The sequence below is a fragment of the Pseudomonas shirazensis genome, from assembly GCF_014268785.2.
Lineage (GTDB): Bacteria > Pseudomonadota > Gammaproteobacteria > Pseudomonadales > Pseudomonadaceae > Aquipseudomonas > Aquipseudomonas shirazensis.
This window is the reverse complement of the sequence record NZ_JABWRD020000002.1, coordinates 631,219-655,000: the sequence shown is the minus strand read 5'-3', so window position 1 is coordinate 655,000 and position 23,782 is coordinate 631,219. Positions and strand designations below refer to the sequence as shown.

General features: G+C 62.6%; 22 protein-coding genes and 2 rRNA genes (1 of these 24 cut by a window edge). 16 read left to right on the top strand and 8 right to left on the bottom strand.

Annotated features, from left to right (window positions below):
* From HU736_RS14310 to HU736_RS14290, 5 genes are all read left to right on the top strand, one after another.
* A 23S ribosomal RNA gene (locus HU736_RS14310) occupies positions 1-1,942 on the top strand (it extends 950 nt beyond the left edge of the window).
* Positions 1,943-2,068: 126 nt separating this feature from the next.
* Positions 2,069-2,184: ribosomal RNA gene (rrf, locus tag HU736_RS14305) — 5S ribosomal RNA — on the top strand.
* A gap of 247 nt (positions 2,185-2,431) precedes the next feature.
* The gene (locus HU736_RS14300; protein WP_103435947.1) at positions 2,432-3,091 is read left to right on the top strand and encodes a paraquat-inducible protein A; all 660 of its coding nucleotides are present in this window, start codon (positions 2,432-2,434) and stop codon (positions 3,089-3,091) included.
* Complete coding sequence (locus tag HU736_RS14295; RefSeq protein ID WP_103435948.1) at positions 3,078-3,701, top strand: paraquat-inducible protein A; 624 nt, start codon at positions 3,078-3,080, stop codon at positions 3,699-3,701. Before HU736_RS14300 ends, HU736_RS14295 begins: the two co-directional genes overlap by 14 nt.
* The gene (locus HU736_RS14290) at positions 3,694-5,994 is read left to right on the top strand and encodes a PqiB family protein (protein ID WP_103435949.1); all 2,301 of its coding nucleotides are present in this window, start codon (positions 3,694-3,696) and stop codon (positions 5,992-5,994) included. The genes HU736_RS14295 and HU736_RS14290 overlap by 8 nt, the downstream gene beginning before the upstream one ends.
* Positions 5,995-6,206: 212 nt before the next feature.
* Here HU736_RS14290 and rpsT read toward each other — a convergent pair whose 3' ends face one another.
* Positions 6,207-6,485 carry a 30S ribosomal protein S20 gene (gene rpsT, locus HU736_RS14285; protein ID WP_101316189.1) on the bottom strand — a complete coding sequence of 93 codons (279 nt, stop codon included), beginning with the start codon at positions 6,483-6,485 and terminating at the stop codon, positions 6,207-6,209.
* Positions 6,486-6,734: 249 nt separating this feature from the next.
* Between rpsT and murJ the strand changes: the two genes are divergently transcribed.
* From murJ to ispH, 6 genes are all read left to right on the top strand, one after another.
* On the top strand, positions 6,735-8,273 hold the full coding sequence (gene murJ / locus HU736_RS14280; RefSeq protein WP_186701319.1) for a murein biosynthesis integral membrane protein MurJ: 1,539 nt from the start codon (positions 6,735-6,737) through the stop codon (positions 8,271-8,273).
* 117 nt (positions 8,274-8,390) lie between these two features.
* Complete coding sequence (gene ribF, locus HU736_RS14275; protein ID WP_103435951.1) at positions 8,391-9,341, top strand: bifunctional riboflavin kinase/FAD synthetase; 951 nt, start codon at positions 8,391-8,393, stop codon at positions 9,339-9,341.
* Complete coding sequence (gene ileS, locus HU736_RS14270) at positions 9,338-12,169, top strand: isoleucine--tRNA ligase (protein ID WP_186701320.1); 2,832 nt, start codon at positions 9,338-9,340, stop codon at positions 12,167-12,169. Before ribF ends, ileS begins: the two co-directional genes overlap by 4 nt.
* Positions 12,162-12,677, top strand: coding sequence for a signal peptidase II (gene lspA, locus HU736_RS14265; RefSeq protein ID WP_186701321.1), 516 nt, complete (start codon positions 12,162-12,164; stop codon positions 12,675-12,677). Before ileS ends, lspA begins: the two co-directional genes overlap by 8 nt.
* The gene (gene fkpB, locus HU736_RS14260) at positions 12,670-13,107 is read left to right on the top strand and encodes an FKBP-type peptidyl-prolyl cis-trans isomerase (protein WP_103435954.1); all 438 of its coding nucleotides are present in this window, start codon (positions 12,670-12,672) and stop codon (positions 13,105-13,107) included. Before lspA ends, fkpB begins: the two co-directional genes overlap by 8 nt.
* Positions 13,108-13,121: 14 nt before the next feature.
* On the top strand, positions 13,122-14,069 hold the full coding sequence (gene ispH, locus HU736_RS14255; RefSeq protein ID WP_101316204.1) for a 4-hydroxy-3-methylbut-2-enyl diphosphate reductase: 948 nt from the start codon (positions 13,122-13,124) through the stop codon (positions 14,067-14,069).
* 8 nt (positions 14,070-14,077) lie between these two features.
* On the opposite strand, the gene HU736_RS14250 is transcribed toward ispH, so the two are convergent.
* Entirely contained in the window at positions 14,078-14,536 is a 459-nt protein-coding gene (locus tag HU736_RS14250; RefSeq protein ID WP_225913051.1) for a GspH/FimT family protein, read from the bottom strand.
* Positions 14,537-14,679: 143 nt separating this feature from the next.
* On the opposite strand from HU736_RS14250, the gene pilV reads away from it, so the two are divergent.
* Genes pilV through thiO form a run of 5 tightly spaced genes read left to right on the top strand, consistent with a single transcriptional unit; the run spans position 14,680 to position 17,691 of the window.
* Positions 14,680-15,030 (top strand): type IV pilus modification protein PilV, encoded by a 351-nt coding sequence (gene pilV, locus HU736_RS14245; RefSeq protein ID WP_186701323.1) that lies wholly within the window; start codon positions 14,680-14,682, stop codon positions 15,028-15,030.
* Complete coding sequence (locus HU736_RS14240) at positions 15,027-15,680, top strand: PilW family protein (protein WP_186701324.1); 654 nt, start codon at positions 15,027-15,029, stop codon at positions 15,678-15,680. The genes pilV and HU736_RS14240 overlap by 4 nt, the downstream gene beginning before the upstream one ends.
* Positions 15,677-16,159: a hypothetical protein gene (locus tag HU736_RS14235; RefSeq protein WP_186701325.1), complete on the top strand. Its 483-nt coding sequence runs from the start codon at positions 15,677-15,679 to the stop codon at positions 16,157-16,159. The genes HU736_RS14240 and HU736_RS14235 overlap by 4 nt, the downstream gene beginning before the upstream one ends.
* 1 nt (position 16,160) lies before the next feature.
* Positions 16,161-16,556, top strand: a complete 396-nt coding sequence (locus HU736_RS14230) for a type IV pilin protein (protein ID WP_103435958.1) — start codon at positions 16,161-16,163, stop codon at positions 16,554-16,556.
* A gap of 37 nt (positions 16,557-16,593) precedes the next feature.
* Entirely contained in the window at positions 16,594-17,691 is a 1,098-nt protein-coding gene (gene thiO, locus HU736_RS14225) for a glycine oxidase ThiO (RefSeq protein ID WP_186701326.1), read from the top strand.
* A gap of 34 nt (positions 17,692-17,725) precedes the next feature.
* On the opposite strand, the gene HU736_RS14220 is transcribed toward thiO, so the two are convergent.
* Genes HU736_RS14220 through HU736_RS14195 form a run of 6 tightly spaced genes read right to left on the bottom strand, consistent with a single transcriptional unit; the run spans position 17,726 to position 23,750 of the window.
* Positions 17,726-19,135, bottom strand: a complete 1,410-nt coding sequence (locus HU736_RS14220) for an amidase (protein ID WP_186701327.1) — start codon at positions 19,133-19,135, stop codon at positions 17,726-17,728.
* A gap of 1 nt (position 19,136) precedes the next feature.
* Positions 19,137-20,420 carry a Zn-dependent hydrolase gene (locus HU736_RS14215; protein ID WP_225913050.1) on the bottom strand — a complete coding sequence of 428 codons (1,284 nt, stop codon included), beginning with the start codon at positions 20,418-20,420 and terminating at the stop codon, positions 19,137-19,139.
* A gap of 12 nt (positions 20,421-20,432) precedes the next feature.
* Positions 20,433-21,128, bottom strand: a complete 696-nt coding sequence (locus tag HU736_RS14210; RefSeq protein ID WP_101316221.1) for an ABC transporter ATP-binding protein — start codon at positions 21,126-21,128, stop codon at positions 20,433-20,435.
* Positions 21,128-21,880 (bottom strand): ABC transporter ATP-binding protein, encoded by a 753-nt coding sequence (locus tag HU736_RS14205; protein ID WP_101316223.1) that lies wholly within the window; start codon positions 21,878-21,880, stop codon positions 21,128-21,130. The genes HU736_RS14210 and HU736_RS14205 overlap by 1 nt, the downstream gene beginning before the upstream one ends.
* On the bottom strand, positions 21,880-22,887 hold the full coding sequence (locus tag HU736_RS14200) for a branched-chain amino acid ABC transporter permease (protein ID WP_103435962.1): 1,008 nt from the start codon (positions 22,885-22,887) through the stop codon (positions 21,880-21,882). The genes HU736_RS14205 and HU736_RS14200 overlap by 1 nt, the downstream gene beginning before the upstream one ends.
* 2 nt (positions 22,888-22,889) lie before the next feature.
* Positions 22,890-23,750 (bottom strand): branched-chain amino acid ABC transporter permease, encoded by an 861-nt coding sequence (locus HU736_RS14195; protein WP_103435963.1) that lies wholly within the window; start codon positions 23,748-23,750, stop codon positions 22,890-22,892.
* Positions 23,751-23,782 lie beyond the last annotated feature (32 nt).

Here is a 23,782-nt window from a genome sequence, read left to right as displayed (position 1 = left end):
CGTCCGTCGTGAAAAGGGAAACAACCCAGACCGTCAGCTAAGGTCCCAAAGTCATGGTTAAGTGGGAAACGATGTGGGAAGGCTTAGACAGCTAGGAGGTTGGCTTAGAAGCAGCCACCCTTTAAAGAAAGCGTAATAGCTCACTAGTCGAGTCGGCCTGCGCGGAAGATGTAACGGGGCTCAAACCATGCACCGAAGCTACGGGTATCACCTTTTGGTGATGCGGTAGAGGAGCGTTCTGTAAGCCTGTGAAGGTGAGTTGAGAAGCTTGCTGGAGGTATCAGAAGTGCGAATGCTGACATGAGTAACGACAATGCGAGTGAAAAACTTGCACGCCGAAAGACCAAGGTTTCCTGCGCAACGTTAATCGACGCAGGGTTAGTCGGTCCCTAAGGCGAGGCTGAAAAGCGTAGTCGATGGAAAACAGGTTAATATTCCTGTACTTCCGATTGTTGCGATGGAGGGACGGAGAAGGCTAGGCCAGCTTGGCGTTGGTAGTCCAAGTTTAAGGTGGTAGGCTGAGATCTTAGGCAAATCCGGGATCTCAAGGCCGAGAGCTGATGACGAGTTGCCTTTAGGCGACGAAGTGGTTGATGCCATGCTTCCAAGAAAAGCTCCTAAGCTTCAGACAATCGGGAACCGTACCCCAAACCGACACAGGTGGTTAGGTAGAGAATACCAAGGCGCTTGAGAGAACTCGGGTGAAGGAACTAGGCAAAATGGCACCGTAACTTCGGGAGAAGGTGCGCCGGCGAAGGTGAAGGGTTTACCCCGTAAGCTTTTGCCGGTCGAAGATACCAGGCCGCTGCGACTGTTTATTAAAAACACAGCACTCTGCAAACACGAAAGTGGACGTATAGGGTGTGACGCCTGCCCGGTGCCGGAAGGTTAATTGATGGGGTTAGCGCAAGCGAAGCTCTTGATCGAAGCCCCGGTAAACGGCGGCCGTAACTATAACGGTCCTAAGGTAGCGAAATTCCTTGTCGGGTAAGTTCCGACCTGCACGAATGGCGTAACGATGGCGGCGCTGTCTCCACCCGAGACTCAGTGAAATTGAAATCGCTGTGAAGATGCAGTGTATCCGCGGCTAGACGGAAAGACCCCGTGAACCTTTACTATAGCTTTGCACTGGACTTTGAATTTGCTTGTGTAGGATAGGTGGGAGGCTTTGAAGTGGGGACGCCAGTTCTCATGGAGCCACTCTTGAAATACCACCCTGGCAACTTTGAGGTTCTAACTCAGGTCCGTTATCCGGATCGAGGACAGTGTATGGTGGGTAGTTTGACTGGGGCGGTCTCCTCCCAAAGAGTAACGGAGGAGTACGAAGGTGCGCTCAGACCGGTCGGAAATCGGTCGTAGAGTATAAAGGCAAAAGCGCGCTTGACTGCGAGACCCACACGTCGAGCAGGTACGAAAGTAGGTCTTAGTGATCCGGTGGTTCTGTATGGAAGGGCCATCGCTCAACGGATAAAAGGTACTCCGGGGATAACAGGCTGATACCGCCCAAGAGTTCATATCGACGGCGGTGTTTGGCACCTCGATGTCGGCTCATCACATCCTGGGGCTGAAGCCGGTCCCAAGGGTATGGCTGTTCGCCATTTAAAGTGGTACGCGAGCTGGGTTTAGAACGTCGTGAGACAGTTCGGTCCCTATCTGCCGTGGACGTTTGAGATTTGAGAGGGGCTGCTCCTAGTACGAGAGGACCGGAGTGGACGAACCTCTGGTGTTCCGGTTGTCACGCCAGTGGCATTGCCGGGTAGCTATGTTCGGAAGAGATAACCGCTGAAAGCATCTAAGCGGGAAACTTGCCTCAAGATGAGATCTCACTGGGATCTAGAATCCCCTGAAGGGCCGTCGAAGACTACGACGTTGATAGGTTGGGTGTGTAAGCGCTGTGAGGCGTTGAGCTAACCAATACTAATTGCCCGTGAGGCTTGACCATATAACACCCAAGCAATTTGCTCATGCAGGTTGCGGTGGTGAAGACGAAACGCTGAAGATTCGTACACAAACATCACATATCCGAATTTGCTGGGCCGTTCATCTGGACGTTCTGGCTACAGAATTTCTTGACGACAATAGAGCATTGGAACCACCTGATCCCATCCCGAACTCAGTAGTGAAACGATGCATCGCCGATGGTAGTGTGGGGTCTCCCCATGTGAGAGTAGGTCATCGTCAAGATTCATTTCGCAAAACCCCTATCTGCGCGAGCAGGTAGGGGTTTTGTCTTTTCCGGGAGCCACAAAATCCAGAGCTGCTGCCCAGCCTAAAATTGTCGCTCCAGCTTCCATTCCCGGCACTTTTACCCCATCCAGCGCTCATAACGAAGTGCCAGTATGCTTATGCCTCGCATCAGGGCGGCCACGCGTCTCCCACAATGCGAGCCAGAACACTAGAATAGAGCCCACGCTTCCACTCAGACGCCCATATGCCCAACCCTGCCGACCCCGAAGTGCTGGCCAATCTGCCGCTGGACGATCTCATCGCCTGCCATGAGTGTGACCTGCTGCTGCGCAAGCCGCCCCTGCAGCACAATGAGAAGGCGCTGTGCCCACGTTGCGGCTACGAGCTGTACGCCCACCGCCATAACGTGGTCAATCGCAGCCTGGCGCTGGTGCTGGCTGCGCTGCTGCTTTATATCCCCGCCAACTTCTTGCCGATCATGCAGCTGCACCTGCTCGGGCAGACCTCCGACGATACCGTCTGGAGCGGTGTGCTTGGCTTGTACAACTCACAAATGCACCTGATCGCCGTGGTGGTGTTTCTCTGCAGCATGGCCATCCCCTTGCTCAAGCTGCTGTGTCAACTGGCAGTGCTGCTGAGCATCCGTCTGGACATCGGTCGCAGCTACGGCTTGCTGATCTACCGGGTGTACCACCACCTGCGCGAGTGGGGCATGCTCGAGGTGTACTTCATGGGCGTGCTGGTGGCCATGGTCAAGCTGCTCGACCTTGCCCAACTGAATATCGGTATTGGCCTGGTCTGCTTCATCAGCCTGCTGCTGGTGCAAGTCTGGTTGGAAGTGGTGATGTCGCCGCATCAGATCTGGGTGGCGTTGTCCGGGGAGGATCTGCATGCGGGCGATTGATGCCGGGATTCTGGTGTGCAATGAATGCCACGAGCTGAACCGTCAGGAAGGCGATGACGCCGGGCAGACCTGTATCCGCTGCGGTGCCGTCGTCCACCCGCGACGGCCTAACAGCATCGTGCGCACCTGGGCACTGCTGATCACTGCGTTCATCCTGTACATCCCCGCCAACCTGTTGCCGATCATGACGGTCAGCTCGCTGGGCAAGGGCAGCCCCGACACGATCATGTCCGGGGTCATCACGCTGATGCACCACGGCATGCTGCCTATCGCAGCCGTGGTGTTCATTGCCAGTATCCTGGTGCCGACCTTCAAATTAGTCGGCATCGGCCTGCTGCTGTACTCGGTGCAAAGACATCAGCCGCTGTCGGCCCGGCAGCGCATCTGGATGTACCGTTTTATCGAATTCATCGGGCGCTGGTCGATGCTGGACATATTTGTCATTGCCATTTTGGTGGCGGTGGTCAATTTTGGCCGGATTGCCAGCGTCGAAGCTAATCTGGGCGCCATCGCTTTCGCCTGCGTGGTGATCCTGACGATGTTTGCTGCCTTAACTTTCGATCCCCGACTGATCTGGGATAACACGGAGTCGGATGACGACCATGAGTGACGTGCCTACGGCAAAAACCCGCCCTGCCTCGAACTGGTCGGCCATCTGGATTCTGCCCCTGATCGCGTTGATCATCGGCGGCTGGCTGGGCGTTCAGGCCTACCGTTCTGCCGGGGTGGAAATCCAGGTGCGCTTCAAGACTGGTGAAGGGATCGTCGCCAACAAGACCGAGGTGATCTACAAGGGTATGCCAGTCGGCAAGGTTACCGAGCTGGAGCTGGATGCCACCGGCAGCAACACCGGGGTGATCGCCACCATCGAGATGAACAAGGCGGCAGACACCCAGCTGACCACCGGCACGCGCTTCTGGCTGGTCAAGCCGAGCGTTACCCTGGCGGGCATCTCCGGCCTGGAGACACTGGTATCGGGTAACTATATTGCCGTCGACCCGGGCAAAGGCGAGCCGACCAAAAGCTTCAAGGCGCTGGCCTCGGCGCCACCGCTGTCTGACTCCGAGCCCGGCCTGCACCTGACCCTCAAGGCCGATCGACTCGGCTCGCTCAATCGCGACAGCCCGGTGTTCTACAAGCAGATCCAGGTCGGTCGGGTGAAGAGCTACAAGCTGTCCGAGGATCAGGACACCGTTGAGGTGAAGGTGTTCATCCAGCCCGCCTACGCCAGCCTGGTGCGCAAACATACGCGCTTCTGGAATGCCAGCGGCATCAGCATCGATGCTGACCTGTCCGGGGTAAAGGTACGCAGTGAGTCGCTCAGCAGCATCGTTGCCGGCGGTATTGCCTTTGCTACCCCTGAGCACCGCAAAGACAGTCCGCCGACTGATCCAAGCCTGCCATTCCGCCTCTATGAAGACTTTGACGCTGCCCAGGCGGGTATCCGCATCAAGGTCAAACTGACTGATTTTGAAGGCCTGCAGGCAGGGCGTACGCCAGTGTTGTACAAAGGCATTCAGATCGGCTCGCTGAAGACCCTGAAGATCGAAGACGACCTGGCCAGTGCGTCAGCCGAATTGACCCTTGATCCTCTGGCCGAGGATTATCTGGTCGAGGGCACGCAATTCTGGGTGGTCAAGCCGTCCATTTCCCTGGCGGGCATCACTGGCCTGGAGGCGCTGGTGAAGGGTAACTACATTGCCATCCGTCCAGGTGACAAGGGCGCACGGCCGCAGCGCGAATTCGAAGCACGGGCCAAGGCGCCGCCGCTCGATCTGAAGTCGCCAGGCCTGCATATGGTGCTGTTCGCCGACAGCCTCGGCTCGCTTGAGGTCGGCAGCCCGGTGATGTATCGCCAGGTCAAGGTCGGCAACGTGCAGAGCTATCAGTTTGCCCGCAACAGCAAACGCATCCTGATCGGTGTGCACATCGAAAAGGAGTACGCCAACCTGGTCAACGGCTCAACGCGCTTCTGGAATGCCAGTGGTATCACGCTGACTGGCGGCCTGTCCGGGATCAAGGTCAAGAGCGAGTCTTTGCAGACCCTGATGGCGGGCGGCATTGCCTTCGATACGCCGAAGCCGGATGTGCCGCTCAAGCGTCATATCCCGCGCTTCCGTCTGCATGAGAGTGAAGAGGCAGCCAATCGCGCCGGTACCCTGATCACCATCCGTGTCGAGCGCGCTGATGGCCTCAAGCCGGGCACGCCGATCCGCTTCCGCGGCTTGGAGGTGGGCAGTATCGAGAGTACCGATCTGACCGACGATCTGCAGGCGGTACTGCTGCGTGCGCGCATCAACGAAGCTGCCGACCGCATCACCCGTGTCGGTACGCAGTTCTGGGTGGTCAAGCCAGCATTGGGGCTGGTCAAGACCGAGAACCTCGATACGCTGATCGGTGGGCAGTACATCGAGGTGCAGCCAGCCGCCAGGAGCCAAGGCTCACAGCGTGACTTCATCGCTCTGGCCGAGGCGCCAGAGGTGAAAGGCCAGGAGATCGGCTTGCCGATTACCCTGAGTGCTCCGCGACGTGGCTCGATCAAGCCGGGCGTGCCGGTCACCTACCGCGAGGTGGCGGTGGGCAAGGTCACTGGCTTTGAATTGGGACAGAGCGCTGATCGAGTGCTGATCCACATCCTCATCGAACCGCGCTATGCCGGGCTGGTGCGCGGTGGCAGCCGGTTCTGGAACAGCAGCGGCTTTGGCTTCGACTGGGGCTTGTTCAAGGGCGCCACGGTGCGTACCGAGTCGCTGGAGACGCTGATTGACGGTGGCATTGCCTTTGCCACGCCAGAGGGCGAGCAGATGGGTAACCCGGCACGACCGAAGCAGACCTTTGCCTTGTTCGACAAGCCTGATGACGTGTGGCTGCAGTGGGCGCCGAAGATCCAGCTGGGCAAGTAAGCAATCCGCTGCGCCGCATAACCTGTAGGAGCGGCCTTGTGTCGCGAAAGGGGTGCGTAGCGCCCCCAGCAATTCTGCGGCGTTGCCTAAATCGTGGGGCCGCTGCGCGACCCTTTCGCGACACAAGGCCGCTCCTACAGGGACCGCGTCACGGCATAAATCGCAGGCAATAAAAAACCGACCCTAGGGTCGGTTTTTAACAAGCGCGTCGCTTAGGCAGCTGCAGTTTCTTTCAGCGCCTTGATGTGGCCATTCAGACGGCCTTTATGGCGAGCAGCCTTGTTCTTGTGGATGATACCTTTGTCGGCCATACGGTCGAGGACAGGCACAGCCAGGGTGTAAGCGGCTTGCGCTTTTTCGGCGTCTTTTGCGTCAATGGCTTTAACTACATTCTTGATGTAGGTACGAACCATGGAACGCAGGCTGGCGTTGTGGCTGCGACGCTTCTCAGCCTGTTTTGCGCGTTTCTTGGCGGAAGGTGAGTTGGCCACCGTCGAGCTCCTTGAAAGACTTTAGGGAAATAGCAAACAAAATAGGCCGCGAATCATGCCGATGCATACGACAGATGTCAAGGCCACCTGCAAGGTTCCGCCGAGTGGTGGGTCCGCGAGAGGGAAATATTCCTTTCTGCGCCGCGACCTGTAAACTCGGGAATTTTGGCTCCCCTGCGAAGGCGCGGGAGTATCGCACATCTTGGCGGCTTTAGTAGCGTCCTCCGTCCCCAGCGTGAAAATTTTTCGATGAACCTGCTCAAATCCCTGGCTGCAGTCAGCTCCATCACCATGATTTCACGGGTGCTGGGCTTTGTCCGCGACACCATCCTGGCGCGCGTATTCGGTGCCGGCGCGGCAACCGATGCGTTCTTCATCGCCTTCAAACTGCCCAACCTGCTGCGGCGTATCTTCGCTGAGGGCGCATTCTCGCAGGCCTTCGTGCCGATCCTGGCCGAGTACAAGACCCAACAGGGCGAAGAGGCGACGCGCACCTTTATTGCCTACGTCAGTGGCTTGCTGACTCTGGTACTGGCCCTGGTTACTGCGCTGGGCATCTTCGCCGCGCCGTGGATCGTGTGGGTCACGGCGCCGGGCTTCGCCGCCGACGCCGAGCGCTTCGCTCTGACCACCGACCTGCTGCGGGTGACCTTCCCTTATATATTGCTGATCTCGCTGTCATCGCTGGCAGGGGCGATCCTCAATACCTGGAACCGCTTTGCGGTACCGGCGTTTACCCCGACCCTGCTCAACGTGGCGATGATCGCCTTCGCCCTGCTGCTGACGCCGTACTTCGAGCAGCCGATCATGGCCCTGGCCTGGGGTGTGTTGGCGGGCGGCCTGGCGCAGTTGCTGTATCAGCTGCCGGCATTGAAGAAGATCGGCATGCTCGTGCTGCCGCGCCTGAACCTGCGCGACAGCGGTGTATGGCGGGTGCTCAAGCAGATGCTGCCGGCGATTCTCGGCGTGTCGGTCAGCCAGATCTCGCTGATCATCAACACCATCTTCGCTTCCTTTCTGGTGGCCGGATCGGTGTCGTGGATGTACTACGCCGACCGCCTGATGGAGCTGCCCTCAGGCGTGCTCGGGGTAGCTCTCGGCACTATCCTCTTGCCGACCCTGGCAAAGACCTACGCCAATCGTGACCGCCACGAGTACTCGCGGATTCTCGACTGGGGCCTGCGCCTGTGCTTCCTGCTGGTACTGCCATGTACCCTGGCCCTGGCAATTCTGGCCGAGCCGTTGACCGTGGCGCTGTTCCAGTACGGCAAGTTCAGCGCATTCGACGCGGCCATGACCCAGCGCGCCTTGATCGCCTACTCGGTCGGCCTGCTGGCGATCATCCTGATCAAGGTGCTTGCGCCGGGCTTCTATGCCCAGCAGAACATCCGCACGCCGGTAAAGATCGCCATCTTCACCCTGATCTCGACCCAGCTGCTCAACCTGGTACTGGTCGGCCCGCTGGCCCATGCCGGGCTGGCCCTGGCCATCAGCATCGGCGCCTGCCTCAACGCCGGCTTGCTGTACTGGCGCCTGCGCCGCCAGGACCTGTTCCAGCCGCAACCAGGCTGGGCGCGGTTCCTGTTCAAGCTGATCCTTGCGGTCAGCCTGATGTCGGCCGTGTTGCTGCTGGGCATGCATTACATGCCAGCCTGGGAAGAGGGCGGCATGCTCGAGCGCTTCCTGCGCCTGGGTGCCCTGATCGGTGCCGGCGTCGTGACCTATTTCGGTTGCCTGTTCGCCTGCGGCTTGCGCCCCCGGCAGTTTGCCCGCAATGCCTTGCATTAAGCTGCCAGGCGGCCAGGCGTCGGTTTTACACATTAGTCGCCACCCCAGGGCGCTGCTGCCTGTCACCAGCGCCCGGGTGTGGTTATAATCGACCACTTTATGAGCAAGAAGCGCGTTATGCAGCTGGTTCGAGGTCTTCACAACCTGCGCCCCGAGCACCGGGGGTGTGTCGCCACCATTGGCAACTTCGACGGGGTTCACCGTGGCCACCAGGCAATCCTGGCGCGCCTGCGCGACCGCGCCCGGGAGTTAGGCCTGCCCACCTGCGTGGTGATCTTCGAGCCACAGCCGCGCGAGTATTTTGCCCCCGAGACTGCGCCGGCACGCCTGGCGCGGCTGCGCGACAAGGTGCAGCTGCTGGCCGCCGAAGGCATCGACCTGGTCCTGTGCCTGGCCTTCAACCAGCGCCTGAGCCAGCTCAGCGCCGATGAATTCGTCAAGACGATCGTGGTCGATGGCCTCGGCGTGCGCCACCTGGAGGTCGGTGACGACTTCCGCTTTGGCTGCGACCGTGCCGGCGACTTTGATTTTCTGGTCGAGGCCGGCAAAAAGTACGGCTTTACCGTCGAGGCCGCCAACACGGTCGTGCAGGACGGCTTGCGGGTCAGCAGCACCAAGGTGCGTACCGCCCTGGCCAATGCTGACTTTGCCCTGGCCGCACACCTGCTGGGCCGCCCGTACACCATTACCGGGCGCGTCCTGCACGGCCAGAAGCTGGCCCGTCAGCTCGGCACGCCGACCGCCAACATTCAGCTCAAGCGCCGCCGCATCCCACTCAGCGGGGTCTACCTGACCAGTGCCGAGATCGACGGCAAGCGCTGGCCGGGTGTTGCCAATATCGGGGTACGACCCACCGTTGCTGGTGATGGTCGTCCTCACCTGGAGATTCATCTTCTTGATTTTGCCGGCGACCTGTATGGCCGGCGTCTGACGGTGGAGTTCCACCAAAAGCTGCGCGAAGAGCAGCGATTCGCCTCCCTGGAGGCGCTGAAGTCGGCGATCGACGCGGACATCGCCGCCGCACGTGCCCACTGGCACGCTCAACCGCTAACCAAGAGCCTGAAATGACCGACTACAAAGCCACGCTTAATCTTCCGGACACCGCCTTCCCGATGAAGGCCGGCCTGCCCCAGCGCGAACCGCAGATACTGCAGCGCTGGGACAGCATTGGCCTGTACCAGAAGCTTCGCGAAATTGGCAAGGATCGTCCCAAGTTCGTCCTGCACGATGGCCCGCCCTACGCCAACGGCAAGATCCACATCGGTCATGCGCTGAACAAGATTCTCAAGGACATGATTGTCCGCTCCAAGACCCTCTCCGGTTTCGACGCGCCATACGTCCCGGGTTGGGACTGCCACGGCCTGCCGATCGAGCACAAGGTCGAGGTCACCCATGGCAAGCACCTGAGCCCGGACCAGACCCGTGAGCTGTGCCGTGCCTATGCCGCCGAGCAGATCGAAGGGCAGAAGACCGAGTTCATCCGCCTGGGTGTGCTGGGTGACTGGGACAACCCCTACAAGACCATGAACTTCGCCAACGAAGCGGGCGAAATCCGCGCGTTGGCCGAAATCGTCAAGCAAGGCTTCGTGTTCAAGGGCCTCAAGCCTGTGAACTGGTGCTTCGATTGCGGCTCGGCCCTGGCTGAAGCCGAAGTCGAATACGCCGACAAGAAGTCCTCGACCATCGACGTCGCCTTCCCGATCGCCGACGCCGACAAGCTGGCCAGCGCCTTTGGCCTGGCCGCGCTGGCCAAGCCTGCCGCCATCGTCATCTGGACCACCACGCCGTGGACCATACCCGCCAACCAGGCGCTGAACGTCCACCCGGAGTTCACCTACGCCCTGGTCGACACCGGCGAGCGTCTGCTGGTACTGGCCGAAGAGCTGGTCGAAGCCTGCCTCAAGCGCTGGGACCTGCAAGGCTCGGTCATCGCCACCGCGCCAGGTTCGGCGCTGGAGCTGATCAACTTCCGTCACCCGTTTTACGAGCGTATGTCGCCTGTTTACCTGGCTGAATACGTCGAGCTGGGCGCCGGTACCGGTGTTGTCCACTCGGCACCTGCCTACGGCGAAGACGACTTCGTGACCTGCAAGCGCTACGGCATGGTCAACGACGAAATCCTCACCCCGGTGCAGAGCAACGGCGTCTACGTGCCGTCGCTCGAGCTGTTTGGCGGCCAGTTCATCTGGAAGGCCAACCCAGCCATCGTCGACAAGCTGCAGGAAGTCGGTGCGCTGCTGCACACCGAAACCATCAGCCACAGCTACATGCATTGCTGGCGCCACAAGACCCCGCTGATCTACCGCGCTACCGCGCAGTGGTTCATCGGTATGGACCGCCAGCCAGCCAGCGGCGACACCCTGCGCGAGCGTGCGCTCAAAGCCATCGAAGAAACCAAGTTCGTTCCGGCCTGGGGTCAGGCGCGCCTGCACTCGATGATCGCCAACCGCCCTGACTGGTGCATCTCGCGTCAGCGCAACTGGGGTGTGCCGATCCCGTTCTTCCTCGACAAGCAGAGCGGCGAGCTGCACCCGCGCACCGTCGAGCTGATGGAAGAGGTCGCCAAGCGCGTCGAACAAGAGGGCATCGAAGCCTGGTTCAAGCTCGACGCTGCCGAACTGCTCGGTGACGAAGCCGGCCAGTACGACAAGATCACCGACACCCTCGATGTCTGGTTCGACTCCGGCACTACCCACTGGCACGTACTGCGTGGCTCGCATGACATCGGTCACGCCACCGGCCCGCGCGCCGACCTGTACCTGGAAGGCTCCGACCAGCACCGCGGCTGGTTCCACTCGTCGCTGCTGACCGGCTGCGCGATCGACAACCATGCGCCTTACCGCGAGCTGCTCACCCACGGCTTCACCGTCGATGAGAACGGCCGCAAGATGTCCAAGTCGCTGGGTAACACCATCGAGCCGCAGAAGGTCAACGACACCCTCGGCGCCGACATCATGCGCCTGTGGGTTTCGGCCACCGACTATTCCGGTGAAATGGCCGTCTCCGACCAGATCCTCCAGCGTAGCGCCGACGCCTACCGCCGCATCCGCAATACCGCGCGCTTCCTGCTGTCGAACCTGTCCGGCTTCGATCCGGCCCGCGACCTGCTGCCGGCCGAAGACATGCTTGCGCTGGACCGCTGGGCCGTCGACCGCGCGCTGCTGCTGCAACGCGAGCTGGAAGAGCACTACAGCGAGTACCGCTTCTGGAACGTCTACTCCAAGGTGCACAACTTCTGTGTGCAGGAGCTGGGCGGGTTCTACCTCGACATCATCAAGGACCGCCAGTACACCACCGGCGCCAACAGCGTTGCCCGGCGTTCCTGCCAGACCGCGCTGTACCATATCAGCGAAGCGCTGGTGCGCTGGATCGCGCCGATCCTGGCGTTCACCGCCGACGAGCTGTGGCAGTACCTGCCAGGCGAGCGCAACGAGTCGGTGATGCTCAACACCTGGTACCAAGGCCTGACCGAACTGCCAGAAGGCTTCGAACTGGACCGCGCCTACTGGGAGCGAATCATGGCGGTCAAGGCGGCGGTCAACAAGGAACTGGAAAACCAGCGTGCGGCCAAGGCCATCGGTGGCAACCTGCAAGCCGAAGTGACCCTGTTTGCCGAAGAAAGCCTGAGCGCTGACCTGGCCAAGCTTGGCGACGAACTGCGCTTCGTACTGATCACCTCGGCTGCGAGCGTGGTGCCGTTCGTGCAGGCGCCGGCCGATGCCGTGGCCACCGAAGTCGAAGGCCTCAAGCTGAAAGTGGTCAAGTCCGGTCACGCCAAGTGTGGCCGTTGCTGGCACTTCCGCGCCGATGTCGGTGCCAATCCCGAGCATCCGGAAATCTGCGCACGTTGCGTCGACAACCTGAGCGGTGCGGGCGAGGTGCGTCACTATGCCTAATCCTGCAGTGGGGCGCTTCGGGCGCCTCGCCTGGCTGTGGTTGAGCCTGCTGATCGTGGTGGTCGACCAGGTGACCAAGTTGTACTTCAACAGCAACCTGAGCATGTACCAGCAGATCGTGGTCATCCCTGACTACTTCAGCTGGACCCTGGCCTACAACACCGGCGCTGCGTTCAGCTTCCTGGCTGACGGCGCTGGCTGGCAGCGCTGGCTGTTTGCCCTGATCGCGATCGTGGTCAGCGCGGTGCTGGTAATCTGGCTCAAACGCCTTGGCCGTAGCGAAACCTGGCTGGCAGTTGCGCTGGCGCTGGTACTCGGCGGCGCGCTGGGCAACCTGTACGACCGTGTCGTGCTCGGTCATGTGGTCGATTTCATCCTGGTCCACTGGAAGAATACGCATTACTTCCCGGCATTCAACGTTGCCGACAGTGCCATTACCGTTGGCGCTATCATGCTGGCGCTGGATATGTTCAAGAGCAAGAAGTCCGAGGAGCCTGCGCATGACTGAGACCCGTATCGGGCAGAACAGCGAAGTCACTCTGCACTTCGCCCTGCACCTGGAAAACGGCGACACCGTCGACAGCACTTTCGACAAGGCTCCGGCCGTGTTCAAGGTTGGCGACGGCAACCTGCTGCCGGGTTTTGAAGCTGCGCTGTTCGGCTTCAAGGCCGGCGACAAACGCACCGTCAGCGTGCCCCCGGAAAACGCCTTCGGTCAGCCGAACCCGCAGAACGTGCAGATCATGCCGCGTTCGCAGTTCGCTGACATGGAGCTGTCCGAAGGGCTGCTGGTGATCTTCAATGATGCTGCCAACGCCGAGCTGCCTGGAGTGGTCAAAGCCTTTGACGAGCACCAGGTGACGATCGACTTCAACCACCCATTGGCTGGCAAGACCCTGAGCTTCGAGGTGGAGATCCTCGCGGTGAAGGCCCTGTAAGCCTGGAGCCGAGCATGCAAATCAAACTCGCCAACCCTCGCGGCTTTTGTGCGGGGGTCGACCGGGCGATCGAGATCGTCAACCGTGCCCTGGAAGTGTTCGGCCCGCCGATCTACGTGCGTCACGAAGTGGTGCACAACAAGTTCGTGGTCGAAGACCTGCGCAACCGCGGGGCGATCTTCGTTGAAGAGCTCGACCAGGTGCCGGACGACGTCATCGTCATCTTCAGCGCCCACGGCGTCTCCCAGGCCGTGCGCCAGGAAGCCGCAGGCCGTGGCCTGAAGGTGTTCGACGCCACCTGCCCGCTGGTGACCAAGGTCCACATCGAGGTGGCCAAGTACAGCCGCGATGGCCGTGAGTGCATCCTGATCGGCCACGCTGGCCACCCGGAAGTCGAAGGCACAATGGGTCAGTACGACGCCAGCAACGGTGGCTCAATCTACCTCGTCGAAGACGAGAAAGATGTGGCCAATCTGCAGGTGCGCGACCCTGATCACCTGGCCTTCGTTACCCAGACCACCTTGTCGATGGACGACACCAGCCGGGTTATCGACGCCCTGCGCGCGCGCTTCCCCAACATCGGCGGGCCGCGCAAGGACGACATCTGCTACGCCACCCAGAACCGCCAGGACGCGGTCAAGCAATTGGCTGATGAGTGCGATGTGGTGCTGGTGGTCGGCAGCCCGAACAGCTCCAACTCCAACCGCCTGCGCGAGCTGGCCGAGCGTATGGGCACTCCGGCGTACCTGATCGACGGCGCCGAGGACCTGCAGCAAAGCTGGTTCGACGGCATTGGCCGGGTGGGTGTCACTGCCGGTGCTTCGGCACCTGAAGTGCTGGTGCGCGGCGTGCTTGAGCAGCTCACGGCCTGGGGCGCAACCGGTGCCGAAGAGCTCGACGGGCGCCCGGAGAACGTGACCTTCTCGATGCCCAAGGAACTGCGGGTGCGCTCGCTGCTCTGAGCCAGCCCTCAGGGGCCTGCGCACAATGGCTCAACGGCCATGTCCGTGCGCAGGCGCACCCTGCCGCTGGGCGCCAGGACGATCTGGCGTGGTTGCCCGCCTTCTGCGTGTGGGCATATCTGCAAACTCCCGCCGTGAAACCCGCCGCTACCGCGCAACGGTACGCCCTGTGCGCTGAAGCGCACACCGTCGGCCAAGTTGCCAACGATCCGTACCCGCTGCGGTAAACGTTGCTCAACCAGTAACAGCCCGCTATCCGCGTCCACCACGCGCCAACCCAGTCCCCAGCCTGCTTCCAATGGTTCGACCCGCACGGCCTGCTGCTGCAACAAGGCCTGGCTACGTGCCGAGCGCAAGGCCTGGAGCAGCTGTTGCGCCGCTGCCGCCCGTTGCAAGTCCTGGCTGAGCGCGGTGTAGGACGGCGTCGCCAGCTGCGCCAGAACCGCGACCAGCGCGAGCGCCAACATCATTTGTATCAGTGTTGCCCCGTGTTGCCACACCGTGCATTCCTCCCTGGAAGTGCTTCGCTGTAGCTTCAGGCACGGCGGACATGAGGTCCAGTCGGCTACTTGGCTGGCACATTGCGGGAAATTTCCCAAGGAGCGCATGGATGCGTAAAGGACAGCAGGGAATAACGCTGCTCGAGGTCGTGCTAGGCATGCTGGTGCTCGCGCTTGGCCTGTTTGCGGCAGCGGCTTTACAGGTCAAGGCATTGCAGGCTACCGCCAGCGCTCGGCAGCACAGCCAGGCGACCTATCTCGCCCAGAGCCTGCTGGAGCAGGCGAGGGCGGGCGGGTCAGTGGAGGATTCAGGACAATGGCAGGCGCAGATAAGGCTGGCCCTTGGCGCGCAGGCCGAGGGCTGGGTGCAAAGTTCAGGGTCATCGCTGAAGGTCATCGTCGACTGGCCCGATGCGCGTGACCCGGAGCATCAGGGTGTAAGCCTGCAGGGCTGGCCATGAACGGCAGTCAGGCGGGTTTCAGCCTGCTCGAAGGGCTGCTCGCGCTGGCCTTGGGCTTGATGCTGCTGGCCGCAGCGAGCCAGGTGTTTGTCGCTACGGTGCAAGCCTGGCGCTTGCAGGGCGCGCTGGCGCAGCAGCAAGAGGATGCCCGCCTGGCGCTGCAACGGATCGCGCAGGATATCCGCATGACCGGTGTGTTCGGCTGTTTGCGCTTGCACGCCAGCGACTTCGACTCACCCAGCGCAGCGGCCGCCTTTGCCAGGCCTGTGCAAATCAGCCAGGGCGGCGCACAACTGAGTCTGTTGGTGGGGCAGTTGCCCGGCAGCGGTAGCCGGCCTGACTGGACGGTGTTGAGTGATTGCCGCAGTTGGGCTCAGGTCAGGGCCGACGCCCACGAGGGTGACGAGCAGACCCTGGCCTTGCCGGTCAGCCGCATCACCTACGAGCTGCGCGATGGTAGCCTGCGGGTAGTGCGCCGAGGCTCGCCGCAGGCTTTGATCGACAATGTGCGCAGCCTGCACGCTAACTTGGTAACGAACGCGCAGGGCCAGCGGGTCGACCTGCAACTAAGCCTGTTCCACCCAGAGCACGATCTCGAACAGCGGTACGCCATCAGCGTAGCTCTACGCAATCGGCTGCCAGAACAATGAAGCGCCAACGCGGCATGGTGCTGCTGACCGCTCTCATATTGAGCCTGCTGCTCGGTCTGCTCGCCGCCGCCGCCCTGCGCGAAGCATTGCTGCAGACACGCATGGCCGGACTTTTGCTGGCCAGCAGCCAAGCGCTGGAGCAGGCCGAGGCAGTCTTGCTGGAGGGCGCAGCGCGGCTTGCCGTGGCGCCACCCAACGAGTGCCAGCTCTGCTCGCCGCCAGCCGACTCCCATGACGTAAACGCCGCTGGAGGCGACTGGCAGGCAGCCGGTCAGGGCTGGTTCAACCTGCAGAACCTTGGCCAAAGTGACCGCGCTGCGCACCTGCCCGTGGGCACCCAGGCCACCCTCTATCGAGTGACCGCAGTCAGCCAGCGAACCCGCGCGCGGCATGTGCTCGAAGCCGTATACGCGCAGCCCGCCGACCCGTCGCAGGCACTGCAAAGGATCCTCTGGCGGCAAAGAGTGCAGGAGCAATGATATGCAGCAAGGCCTGAGCCTGATCGAGTTGTTGATTGTCGTCGCCGTCAGCGGCATTCTGGCAGCCATTGCCTACCCCGCTTACAACGAACAATTGCGCCGCGCCGCCCGCAGCGAAGCGGTCGGCCTGCTGCACGAGGCTGCGTTGCGCCTGGAGCGCCACCATGCGCGCAGCGGCCAGTACAGCGACACTGACCAGCATCAATTGAGCTTGCCCGCCGACAGCCGCTATTACCGCCTGCAGCTGCAACGCGATGACGCCAGCTTCCGCTTGCAGGCACAGCGCTTGCCGACCGGCTTGATGGCGCAGGATCAGTGCGCTGACTATCAGCTCGATCAGGCGGGTGTGCGCAGCAACCCGGGCAGCCAGGACGCTGCGGATTGCTGGAGCGGTTGACGGGGTAGCTCGGTTTTTTCAGGTATTGGATCGACAGATGAACAAGCAAGTAGTGGTTGTCGGTGGTGGCGTGATCGGCCTGCTGACCGCGCTCAACCTGGCGGCGAAGGTCGAGCGGGTGGTGGTGTGTGATCAAGGCGAAGTCGGCCGCGAGTCGTCGTGGGCCGGTGGCGGCATCGTCTCGCCGCTGTATCCGTGGCGCTACAGCCCGGCAGTCACGGCGTTGGCGCATTGGTCACAGGCGTTTTATCCACAGCTGGGCGAGCGCCTGTTCGCCAGCACCGGCGTCGACCCCGAGGTGCACGTCACCGGCCTGTACTGGCTGGACCTTGAGGACGAAGCCGAGGCGCTGGCGTGGGCGGTGCGCGAGCAGCGGCCGTTGACGGCTGTGGATATCTCGGCGGCATATGACGCCGTGCCGGGCCTCGGCGCCGGCTTCACGCGGGCAATCTTCATGGCTGGAGTGGCCAATGTGCGCAATCCACGGCTGGTCAAGTCGTTGAAAGCAGCGCTGGCGTCACTGCCCAATGTCGAACTGCGCGAGCACTGCCAGATCACCGGCTTCGCTCAGCAAGATGGCCGCATCAGCGGTGTGCACACGGCCGATGGGCGGCTCGAAGCCGATGACGTGGTGCTCAGCGCGGGCGCCTGGAGTGGTGACCTGTTGGCCACACTGGGCCTGACCTTGCCGGTCGAACCGGTCAAGGGCCAGATGATCCTCTACAAGTGCGCCGAAGACTTTTTGCCGAGCATGGTTCTGGCCAAGGGCCGCTATGCCATCCCGCGGCGCGACGGGCATATCCTGATCGGCAGCACACTGGAACATGCTGGCTACGACAAGACCCCGACCGAGCAGGCACTGGAGAGCCTCAAGGCCTCCGCCGTTGAGCTGTTGCCAGGGCTTGCTGACGCCACGCCGGTGGCGCACTGGGCCGGTCTGCGTCCAGGATCACCCGAGGGGGTGCCGTATATCGGCCCGGTGCCTGGGCATGCCGGGCTGTGGCTGAACTGCGGGCATTACCGCAACGGCCTGGTGCTGGCGCCGGCGTCGTGCCAGCTGTTTGTAGATTTGCTGACGGGCGTTGAGCCGATCATTGATCCCACCCCATATGCCCCGGCAGGGCGGCTGGCTTGAGATTTTGGGGCTGCAAAGCAGCCCCTGGCGCCCCTCAGCCGATAAGCGGTGCCTGCAGATGGCGAGTCGGGTAATGCTGCTCGTACACCTTGCACACCCGCAGCACCTGCTCATCGGCAAAGCGCCCGGCCACCACCTGTAGGCCCACCGGCAACCCTTCGCGGGTGAAGCCACACGGCACCGAGGCTGCCGGTTGTTGGGTCAGGTTGAACGGGTAGCTGAACGGCGTCCACTCCATCCACTGCTCCAATCCCGACCCTGGCGGCACGTTGTGCCCGGCGGCAAACGCCACCAGCGGCATCATTGGCGACACCAATACATCGTAGCGTTGATGGAAGGCGTTCATCCGCGCCACCAGCTCAGTCCGAGCTTCCAATGCTGCGGTGTACTGCTCGAGACTGATGGTCGCACCCTGCTCGGCAATCCAGCGCAGGCCCGGATCGAGCAGCTCGCGCTGGGCTGACGTCAACTGGCTGGCCAGCCGCGCCGCGCCGGCGAACCACAAGGTATTGAAGGTTGCCAGCGGGTCGGCAAAACCTGGGTCGAGTTCTTCGACCTGCGCCCCTAATCGCGCCAGGCGCTGCACTGCCTGAGCGGTCAGGGCCTGAATCTGCGGGTCGACGCTGACGTAACCGAAGTCGGCGCTGTAGCCGATGCGCAGCCCGCTCAAGTCCTGCTCTGCGGCCAGCCAGGGTCGCTGGCGCGGTGCTCCGGCGAGGCCGTCGCGCGGATCGGGGCGGGCCACACAGTCAAGCATCAGCACAGCATCGTCGACCGTGCGCGTCATCGGCCCGAGGTGCGAGAGGATGGTCATGGCACTGGCCGGCCACTGCGGCACATAACCAAAAGTTGGTTTGATGCCGAAGGTGCCAGTGAACGCGCAGGGGATGCGGATCGAGCCGCCGGCATCGCTGCCCTGGTGCAATACGCCGAGATTGAGCGCCGCTGCCGCCGCCGCTCCGCCCGATGAGCCGCCGGCAGTCAGGCGCGTATCCCACGGGTTGCGCGTGATGCCATACAGCGGGTTGTCGGTGACACCCTTCCAGCCGAACTCAGGCGTGGTGGTCTTGCCAAGCAGCACCGCGCCGGCTTCGCGCATGAACCCGCTGAACGGTGCGTCGACGTCCCACGGCCCAGCTGCCGAAGACGTCAGCGAGCCCTTGCGGGTGGGCATGCCACGGGTCAGGGTAAGGTCCTTGATCGAGGTCGGCAGCCCATCCAGGCGGCCACACGGCTCGCCGCGCTGCCAGCGCTGTTCGCTGGCGCGGGCGGCGGCGCGGGCGCCTTCGGCATCGACATGGCAGTAGGCGTTGACGGCCGGGTTGTGCTGGTCGATGCGTGCCAGCACGTCATCGACCACCTCGAGCGGAGACAGCTGGCGCCGTTGATACAGGTCGAGCAACTCGACGGCGGTGAACTCGCCGATAGCGGTTTTGCCGGTCATCTCAATGGGCTCCCTGATTGGCGGCCTGGACCATTGCCCGCAGCAGTACATCACAGCCATCGGCCAGGTCCTGCGGCGCAGCGTTTTCGATTTCGTTGTGGCTGATGCCGCCTTCACACGGCACGAAGATCATCCCCGCCGGGCCCAGCTCGGCGACGAAGATCGCATCGTGGCCAGCGCCGCTGACGATATCCAGATGGCTCAGGCCCAGCGCGACTGCGCCCTGGCGCACAGCGTCGACACACTGCTCGGCAAAATACAGCGGCGGGAAGTCAGCGGTTGGCGTCAGCTCGAAGCTCAGGCCATGCTTGGCCGTGGTGGCTTCGATCACCGCGCGCACCTCGGCGACCATCGCATCGAGCTGCTGCGGGTCGAGGTGACGCAGGTCGATGGTCATGTGCACCTGGCCGGGGATCACGTTGCGCGAGCCAGGATGCAGGCTCAGGCAGCCGACCGTGCCGCAGGCATGCGGTTGATGGGCATGGGCGATGCGGTTGACCGCGCTGACTACATCGGCGGCGCCGACGAGCGCATCCTTGCGCAGGTGCATCGGCGTAGGCCCGGCGTGGGCTTCGACGCCGGTCAACACCAGGTCGAACCACTTCTGCCCGAGGCAACCCTGCACCACGCCAATAGTGGTGCGCTGGTCTTCCAGCACCGGGCCTTGTTCGATATGCGCCTCGAAATAGGCGCCGACCGCATGGCCGGTGGGCACACGCGGGCCGGCGTAGCCAATGCGCGCAAGCTCGGCGCCGACCGACAGGCCCTGTTCGTCGCGCTTGGCCAGGGTCTCGTCGAGGTCGAACTTGCCGGCAAATACTCCGGAACCCATCATGCACGGCGGGAAGCGCGAGCCTTCTTCGTTGGTCCACACCACCACTTCCAGCGGTGCTTCGGTTTGCAGGCCGAGGTCGTTGAGGGTGCGGATCACCTCCAGCCCGGCCATCACCCCGTAGCAACCATCGAACTTGCCGCCGGTGGGCTGGGTGTCGATATGGCTGCCGGTCATCACTGGCGCCAGGTCCGGGTTGCGCCCCGGACGGCGGGCGAAGATATTGCCGATGGCATCGACACTGACGCTGCAGCCCGCCTCGGTGCACCATTGTACGAACAGGTCGCGCGCCTGGCGGTCGAGGTCGGTCAGGGCCAGCCGGCACACGCCGCCCTTGGCGGTGGCACCGAGGCGGGCGAGGTCCATCAGCGACTGCCAGAGGCGCTCGCGGCTGATCAAGGCGCCTTGGCCTAGTGTTGCTTGCGTTGGATCGATAGGGCTTTGGCTGTTCATGGTCGGTCTCCTTCAGGCGCTCAAGGCCAGGTAGCGGTTCTTGATGCTCGGGTCGGCGCGGAACTGCTCGGCGCTGCCCTGATAGGCCACGCGGCCTTGTTCCAGCACGTAGTGACGGTCGGCGAGGGCGTCGCAGACCTTGAGGTTCTGCTCGACCAGCAGGATCGACAGGCCTTCGTCCTTGATCCGCCGCAGGATCTTCACCAGTTCGTCGACGATCACCGGGGCCAGGCCTTCGGTCGGCTCGTCGAGGATCAGCAGCTTGGGCCCATTGAGCAGCGCGCGGGCAATCGCCAGCATCTGCTGTTCGCCACCGGACAGGGCAAAGCCGCTGTTGCGGCGACGTTCCTTGAGCCGCGGGAACATCGCGTAAACGTCCTCCAGTTGCCAGCGGCTGTGCTTGCGCGCAGCGATCTTGAGGTTCTCTTCGACGTCCAGCTGGCGGAAGATGCCGCGATGTTCCGGCACCAGCGCGATGCCCTGGCGGGCGATGTCAAAGATCTCGCGACCGACCAGCGGCTGGCCGTTGAAGTGAATCTGGCCCTGGCGCGGGCGGACGATGCCGAGAATGCTGCGCAGGGTGGTGGTCTTGCCGGCGCCGTTACGCCCGAGCAGGGTCACCAGCTCACCGGCCTCGACCTTGAGCGAAACGCCCTCAAGCACATGGCTCTTGTCGTAGTAGGAATGGATCGATTCGACGCTGAGCATCAGGCGGCCTCTCCAAGGTAGGCGGTACGCACGCGTTCGTCGTTGCGCACCTGATCCGGGGTGCCTTCGACCAGGATCTGGCCGTGGCTCATGACGGTAATGCGTTGGCTGATCGACATGACGATGCTCATGTTGTGTTCGATCAGCAGCACGGTGTGGTCGCGGCCCAGGTCGCAGATCAGGTCGGTCATCACCGGGATGTCATCGATGCCCATGCCCGAGGTGGGCTCGTCGAGCATCAGCAAGGTGGGCTTGGCGCAGATCGACATGCCGACTTCCAGCACCCGCTGCTGGCCGTGCGACAGCTCGCCGGCGAGGGTCTCGGCGCGACCGTTGAGCTTGAGCCGTTCGAGCACCTGGTCAGCGGTGTCCCAATGGCTGCGCTTGTGCTCGACGCTGCGCCAGAAGTTGAGCGCGCCAAGGCCATCGCGGCCCTGTGCGGCCAAGCGCAGGTTCTCGCGCACGCTGAGGTTCTGGAACAGGCTGGTGAGCTGGAACGAGCGCGCCATGCCCAGAGCGACGCGGCCGTGAGACGGTTTGCGGACGATGTCCTGGCCGTTGAGGAGGATCTTGCCGGCGGTGGCCTGGCGCTCACCGGTGAGGCAGTGGAACAGGCTGGTCTTGCCGGCGCCGTTGGGCCCGATCACGGTGTGGATGGTGCCGGCACGGACTTTCAGGTCGACGCCATCGACGGCATGGAACGGCCCGTAGGCCAGTTGCAGGTTGTGTGTTTCGAGGAGGAATTCGCTCATTACAGCTGCTCCTTGGTTTTGCCATCGACGGCAGGCGAAGGGCGCAGGCGCTTGGCCAGATCAGCCAGGCCACCCCACAGCCCACCGCGCATGAACACCACCACCAGAATCAGGATCACCCCCAGCAACATCAGCCAGCGCGGCCACAGCTCCGACAGCACGTCCCCGAGCAGCACGATCGCGCCGGCGCCGAGCAACGAGCCGAACAGCGAGCCGGTGCCGCCGACGATGGTCATGATCAGGATGTTTTCACTCATCATCAGGTCGATGTTCGACAGCGGGGCAAAGTGCAGCAGCATCGCGTACAGCGCCCCGGCGATACCGGTGATGGCGCCAGACAACATGAACACCAGGATCTTGAAGTGGCGAATGTCATAGCCGATGGCCGCAGCGCGGGTTTCGTTTTCGCGGATCGCCAGCAAGGTGCTGCCGAACGGTGAGCGGATCACCCGCAGGGCGCCGGCAAAGATCAACAGGAACAGCACCGCGACAAACGCGTAGAAGTGGCGCGGGTCGGCAAGGTCGAGCAACACATGCCCGGCAACCGTGATGTTCGGCCGTGGCACGTCGAGCAGGCCGTTGTCGCCGCCGGTCCAGCCGCTCAGGGTGTAGGCCAGAAAGTACGCCATCTGGCTGAAGGCCAGGGTCAGCATGACGAAGTAAATGCCCTTGCGCCGAATCGCCAGCGCACCGACCAGCAAGGCCAGCAGTGCGCCGAACAGCGCCGCGCCAACCAGCGCGCCGAGCATGCCCCATTGCAGGTGGATCATCAGCAGCGCCGCGCCGTAGGCACCGGCACCAAAGAAGATGCCCTGGCCGAACGAGAGCAGGCCGGTGTAGCCCAGCAGCAGGTTGCAGGCCAGCGCGGCCAGGCCAAAGATCAGGATCTCGGTGGCGAGAGTGGTCGACGGCAGGATCAGCGGCAGGCCGATCAGGGTCACGACCAGCAACAGCAGCAGCGCCGGGCCATGCCCTTTGGCCACGGCCAGTGGATTTTTCTCAGTCATGTTCATGCTCTCCCGAACAGGCCGTAGGGACGAACCAGGATCACCGCCGCCATCGCGCCGTAGATCATCAGGCTGGCGCCTTGCGGCCAGAGGCTGCTCATCATGCTTTGCACCACCCCGACCAGCAGGCCGCCAACCAGCGCACCGCCAAACGAGCCCATGCCGCCGATCACCACCACGACGAAGGCGATGCCGAGAATCTCCGGGCCAACGAACGGCTGTGCCCCGCGCAGTGGCGCAAACAGCACCCCGGCCACGCCCGCCAGGCCTACGCCCAAGGCGAAGGTCAGCGAGAACAGGCGGAAGATGTTTGTGCCCAGCAGCGACACCGTCTCGGTGCTTTCACTGCCGGCCCGCACCAGGGCGCCAAACCGGGTGCGCTCCAGCAGTAGCCACAGGCCAAGGCCGATCAAGGCGGCGAAGCCGATCAGGAACAGGCGGTAGTAGGGGTAGATGAAGTCGCCGATGATCAGCACCCCGCGCAGCTCCGGCGGCACCGCGATGTGCTTGCCGACCGGGCCCCAGATCAGCACCGAGGCTTCCTGGATGATCAGCGCGATACCAAGGGTGACGAGAATCTGGAAGGTGTGCGGCAAGTGGTAGATGCGCTTGATCAGCACCCGCTCGACCATCCAGGCCAGCGCGGCTACCGCCAGCGGCGCGATCAGCAGCGCCAGCCAGAAGTTGCCGGTCAGCGCGACGGCGGTGTAGCACAGGTAGGCACCCAGCAGAAAAAACGCACCGTGGGCGAAGTTGACGAAGTTGAGCAAGCCGAAAATGATTGTCAGGCCCACGGCAATGAGAAAGTAGATCATCCCCAGGCCAAGGCCGTTGAGCAGCTGGAACAGGTACAAATCGAGCATGAACGTGCCCTCTGCAGCGCGCCGCGCGCCTG

Bases quoted from the DNA above. Each gene is read 5' to 3' on its own strand.
- HU736_RS14300 (WP_103435947.1), top strand. From the start codon at position 2,432: ATGCCCAACCCTGCCGACCCCGAAGTGCTGGCCAATCTGCCGCTGGAC.
- HU736_RS14295 (WP_103435948.1), top strand. From the start codon at position 3,078: ATGCGGGCGATTGATGCCGGGATTCTGGTGTGCAATGAATGCCACGAG.
- HU736_RS14290 (WP_103435949.1), top strand. From the start codon at position 3,694: ATGAGTGACGTGCCTACGGCAAAAACCCGCCCTGCCTCGAACTGGTCG.
- murJ (WP_186701319.1), top strand. From the start codon at position 6,735: ATGAACCTGCTCAAATCCCTGGCTGCAGTCAGCTCCATCACCATGATT.
- ribF (WP_103435951.1), top strand. From the start codon at position 8,391: ATGCAGCTGGTTCGAGGTCTTCACAACCTGCGCCCCGAGCACCGGGGG.
- ileS (WP_186701320.1), top strand. From the start codon at position 9,338: ATGACCGACTACAAAGCCACGCTTAATCTTCCGGACACCGCCTTCCCG.
- lspA (WP_186701321.1), top strand. From the start codon at position 12,162: ATGCCTAATCCTGCAGTGGGGCGCTTCGGGCGCCTCGCCTGGCTGTGG.
- fkpB (WP_103435954.1), top strand. From the start codon at position 12,670: ATGACTGAGACCCGTATCGGGCAGAACAGCGAAGTCACTCTGCACTTC.
- ispH (WP_101316204.1), top strand. From the start codon at position 13,122: ATGCAAATCAAACTCGCCAACCCTCGCGGCTTTTGTGCGGGGGTCGAC.
- HU736_RS14250 (WP_225913051.1), bottom strand. From the start codon at position 14,536: ATGTTGGCGCTCGCGCTGGTCGCGGTTCTGGCGCAGCTGGCGACGCCG.
- pilV (WP_186701323.1), top strand. From the start codon at position 14,680: ATGCGTAAAGGACAGCAGGGAATAACGCTGCTCGAGGTCGTGCTAGGC.
- HU736_RS14240 (WP_186701324.1), top strand. From the start codon at position 15,027: ATGAACGGCAGTCAGGCGGGTTTCAGCCTGCTCGAAGGGCTGCTCGCG.
- HU736_RS14235 (WP_186701325.1), top strand. From the start codon at position 15,677: ATGAAGCGCCAACGCGGCATGGTGCTGCTGACCGCTCTCATATTGAGC.
- HU736_RS14230 (WP_103435958.1), top strand. From the start codon at position 16,161: ATGCAGCAAGGCCTGAGCCTGATCGAGTTGTTGATTGTCGTCGCCGTC.
- thiO (WP_186701326.1), top strand. From the start codon at position 16,594: ATGAACAAGCAAGTAGTGGTTGTCGGTGGTGGCGTGATCGGCCTGCTG.
- HU736_RS14220 (WP_186701327.1), bottom strand. From the start codon at position 19,135: ATGACCGGCAAAACCGCTATCGGCGAGTTCACCGCCGTCGAGTTGCTC.
- HU736_RS14215 (WP_225913050.1), bottom strand. From the start codon at position 20,420: ATGAACAGCCAAAGCCCTATCGATCCAACGCAAGCAACACTAGGCCAA.
- HU736_RS14210 (WP_101316221.1), bottom strand. From the start codon at position 21,128: ATGCTCAGCGTCGAATCGATCCATTCCTACTACGACAAGAGCCATGTG.
- HU736_RS14205 (WP_101316223.1), bottom strand. From the start codon at position 21,880: ATGAGCGAATTCCTCCTCGAAACACACAACCTGCAACTGGCCTACGGG.
- HU736_RS14200 (WP_103435962.1), bottom strand. From the start codon at position 22,887: ATGACTGAGAAAAATCCACTGGCCGTGGCCAAAGGGCATGGCCCGGCG.
- HU736_RS14195 (WP_103435963.1), bottom strand. From the start codon at position 23,750: ATGCTCGATTTGTACCTGTTCCAGCTGCTCAACGGCCTTGGCCTGGGG.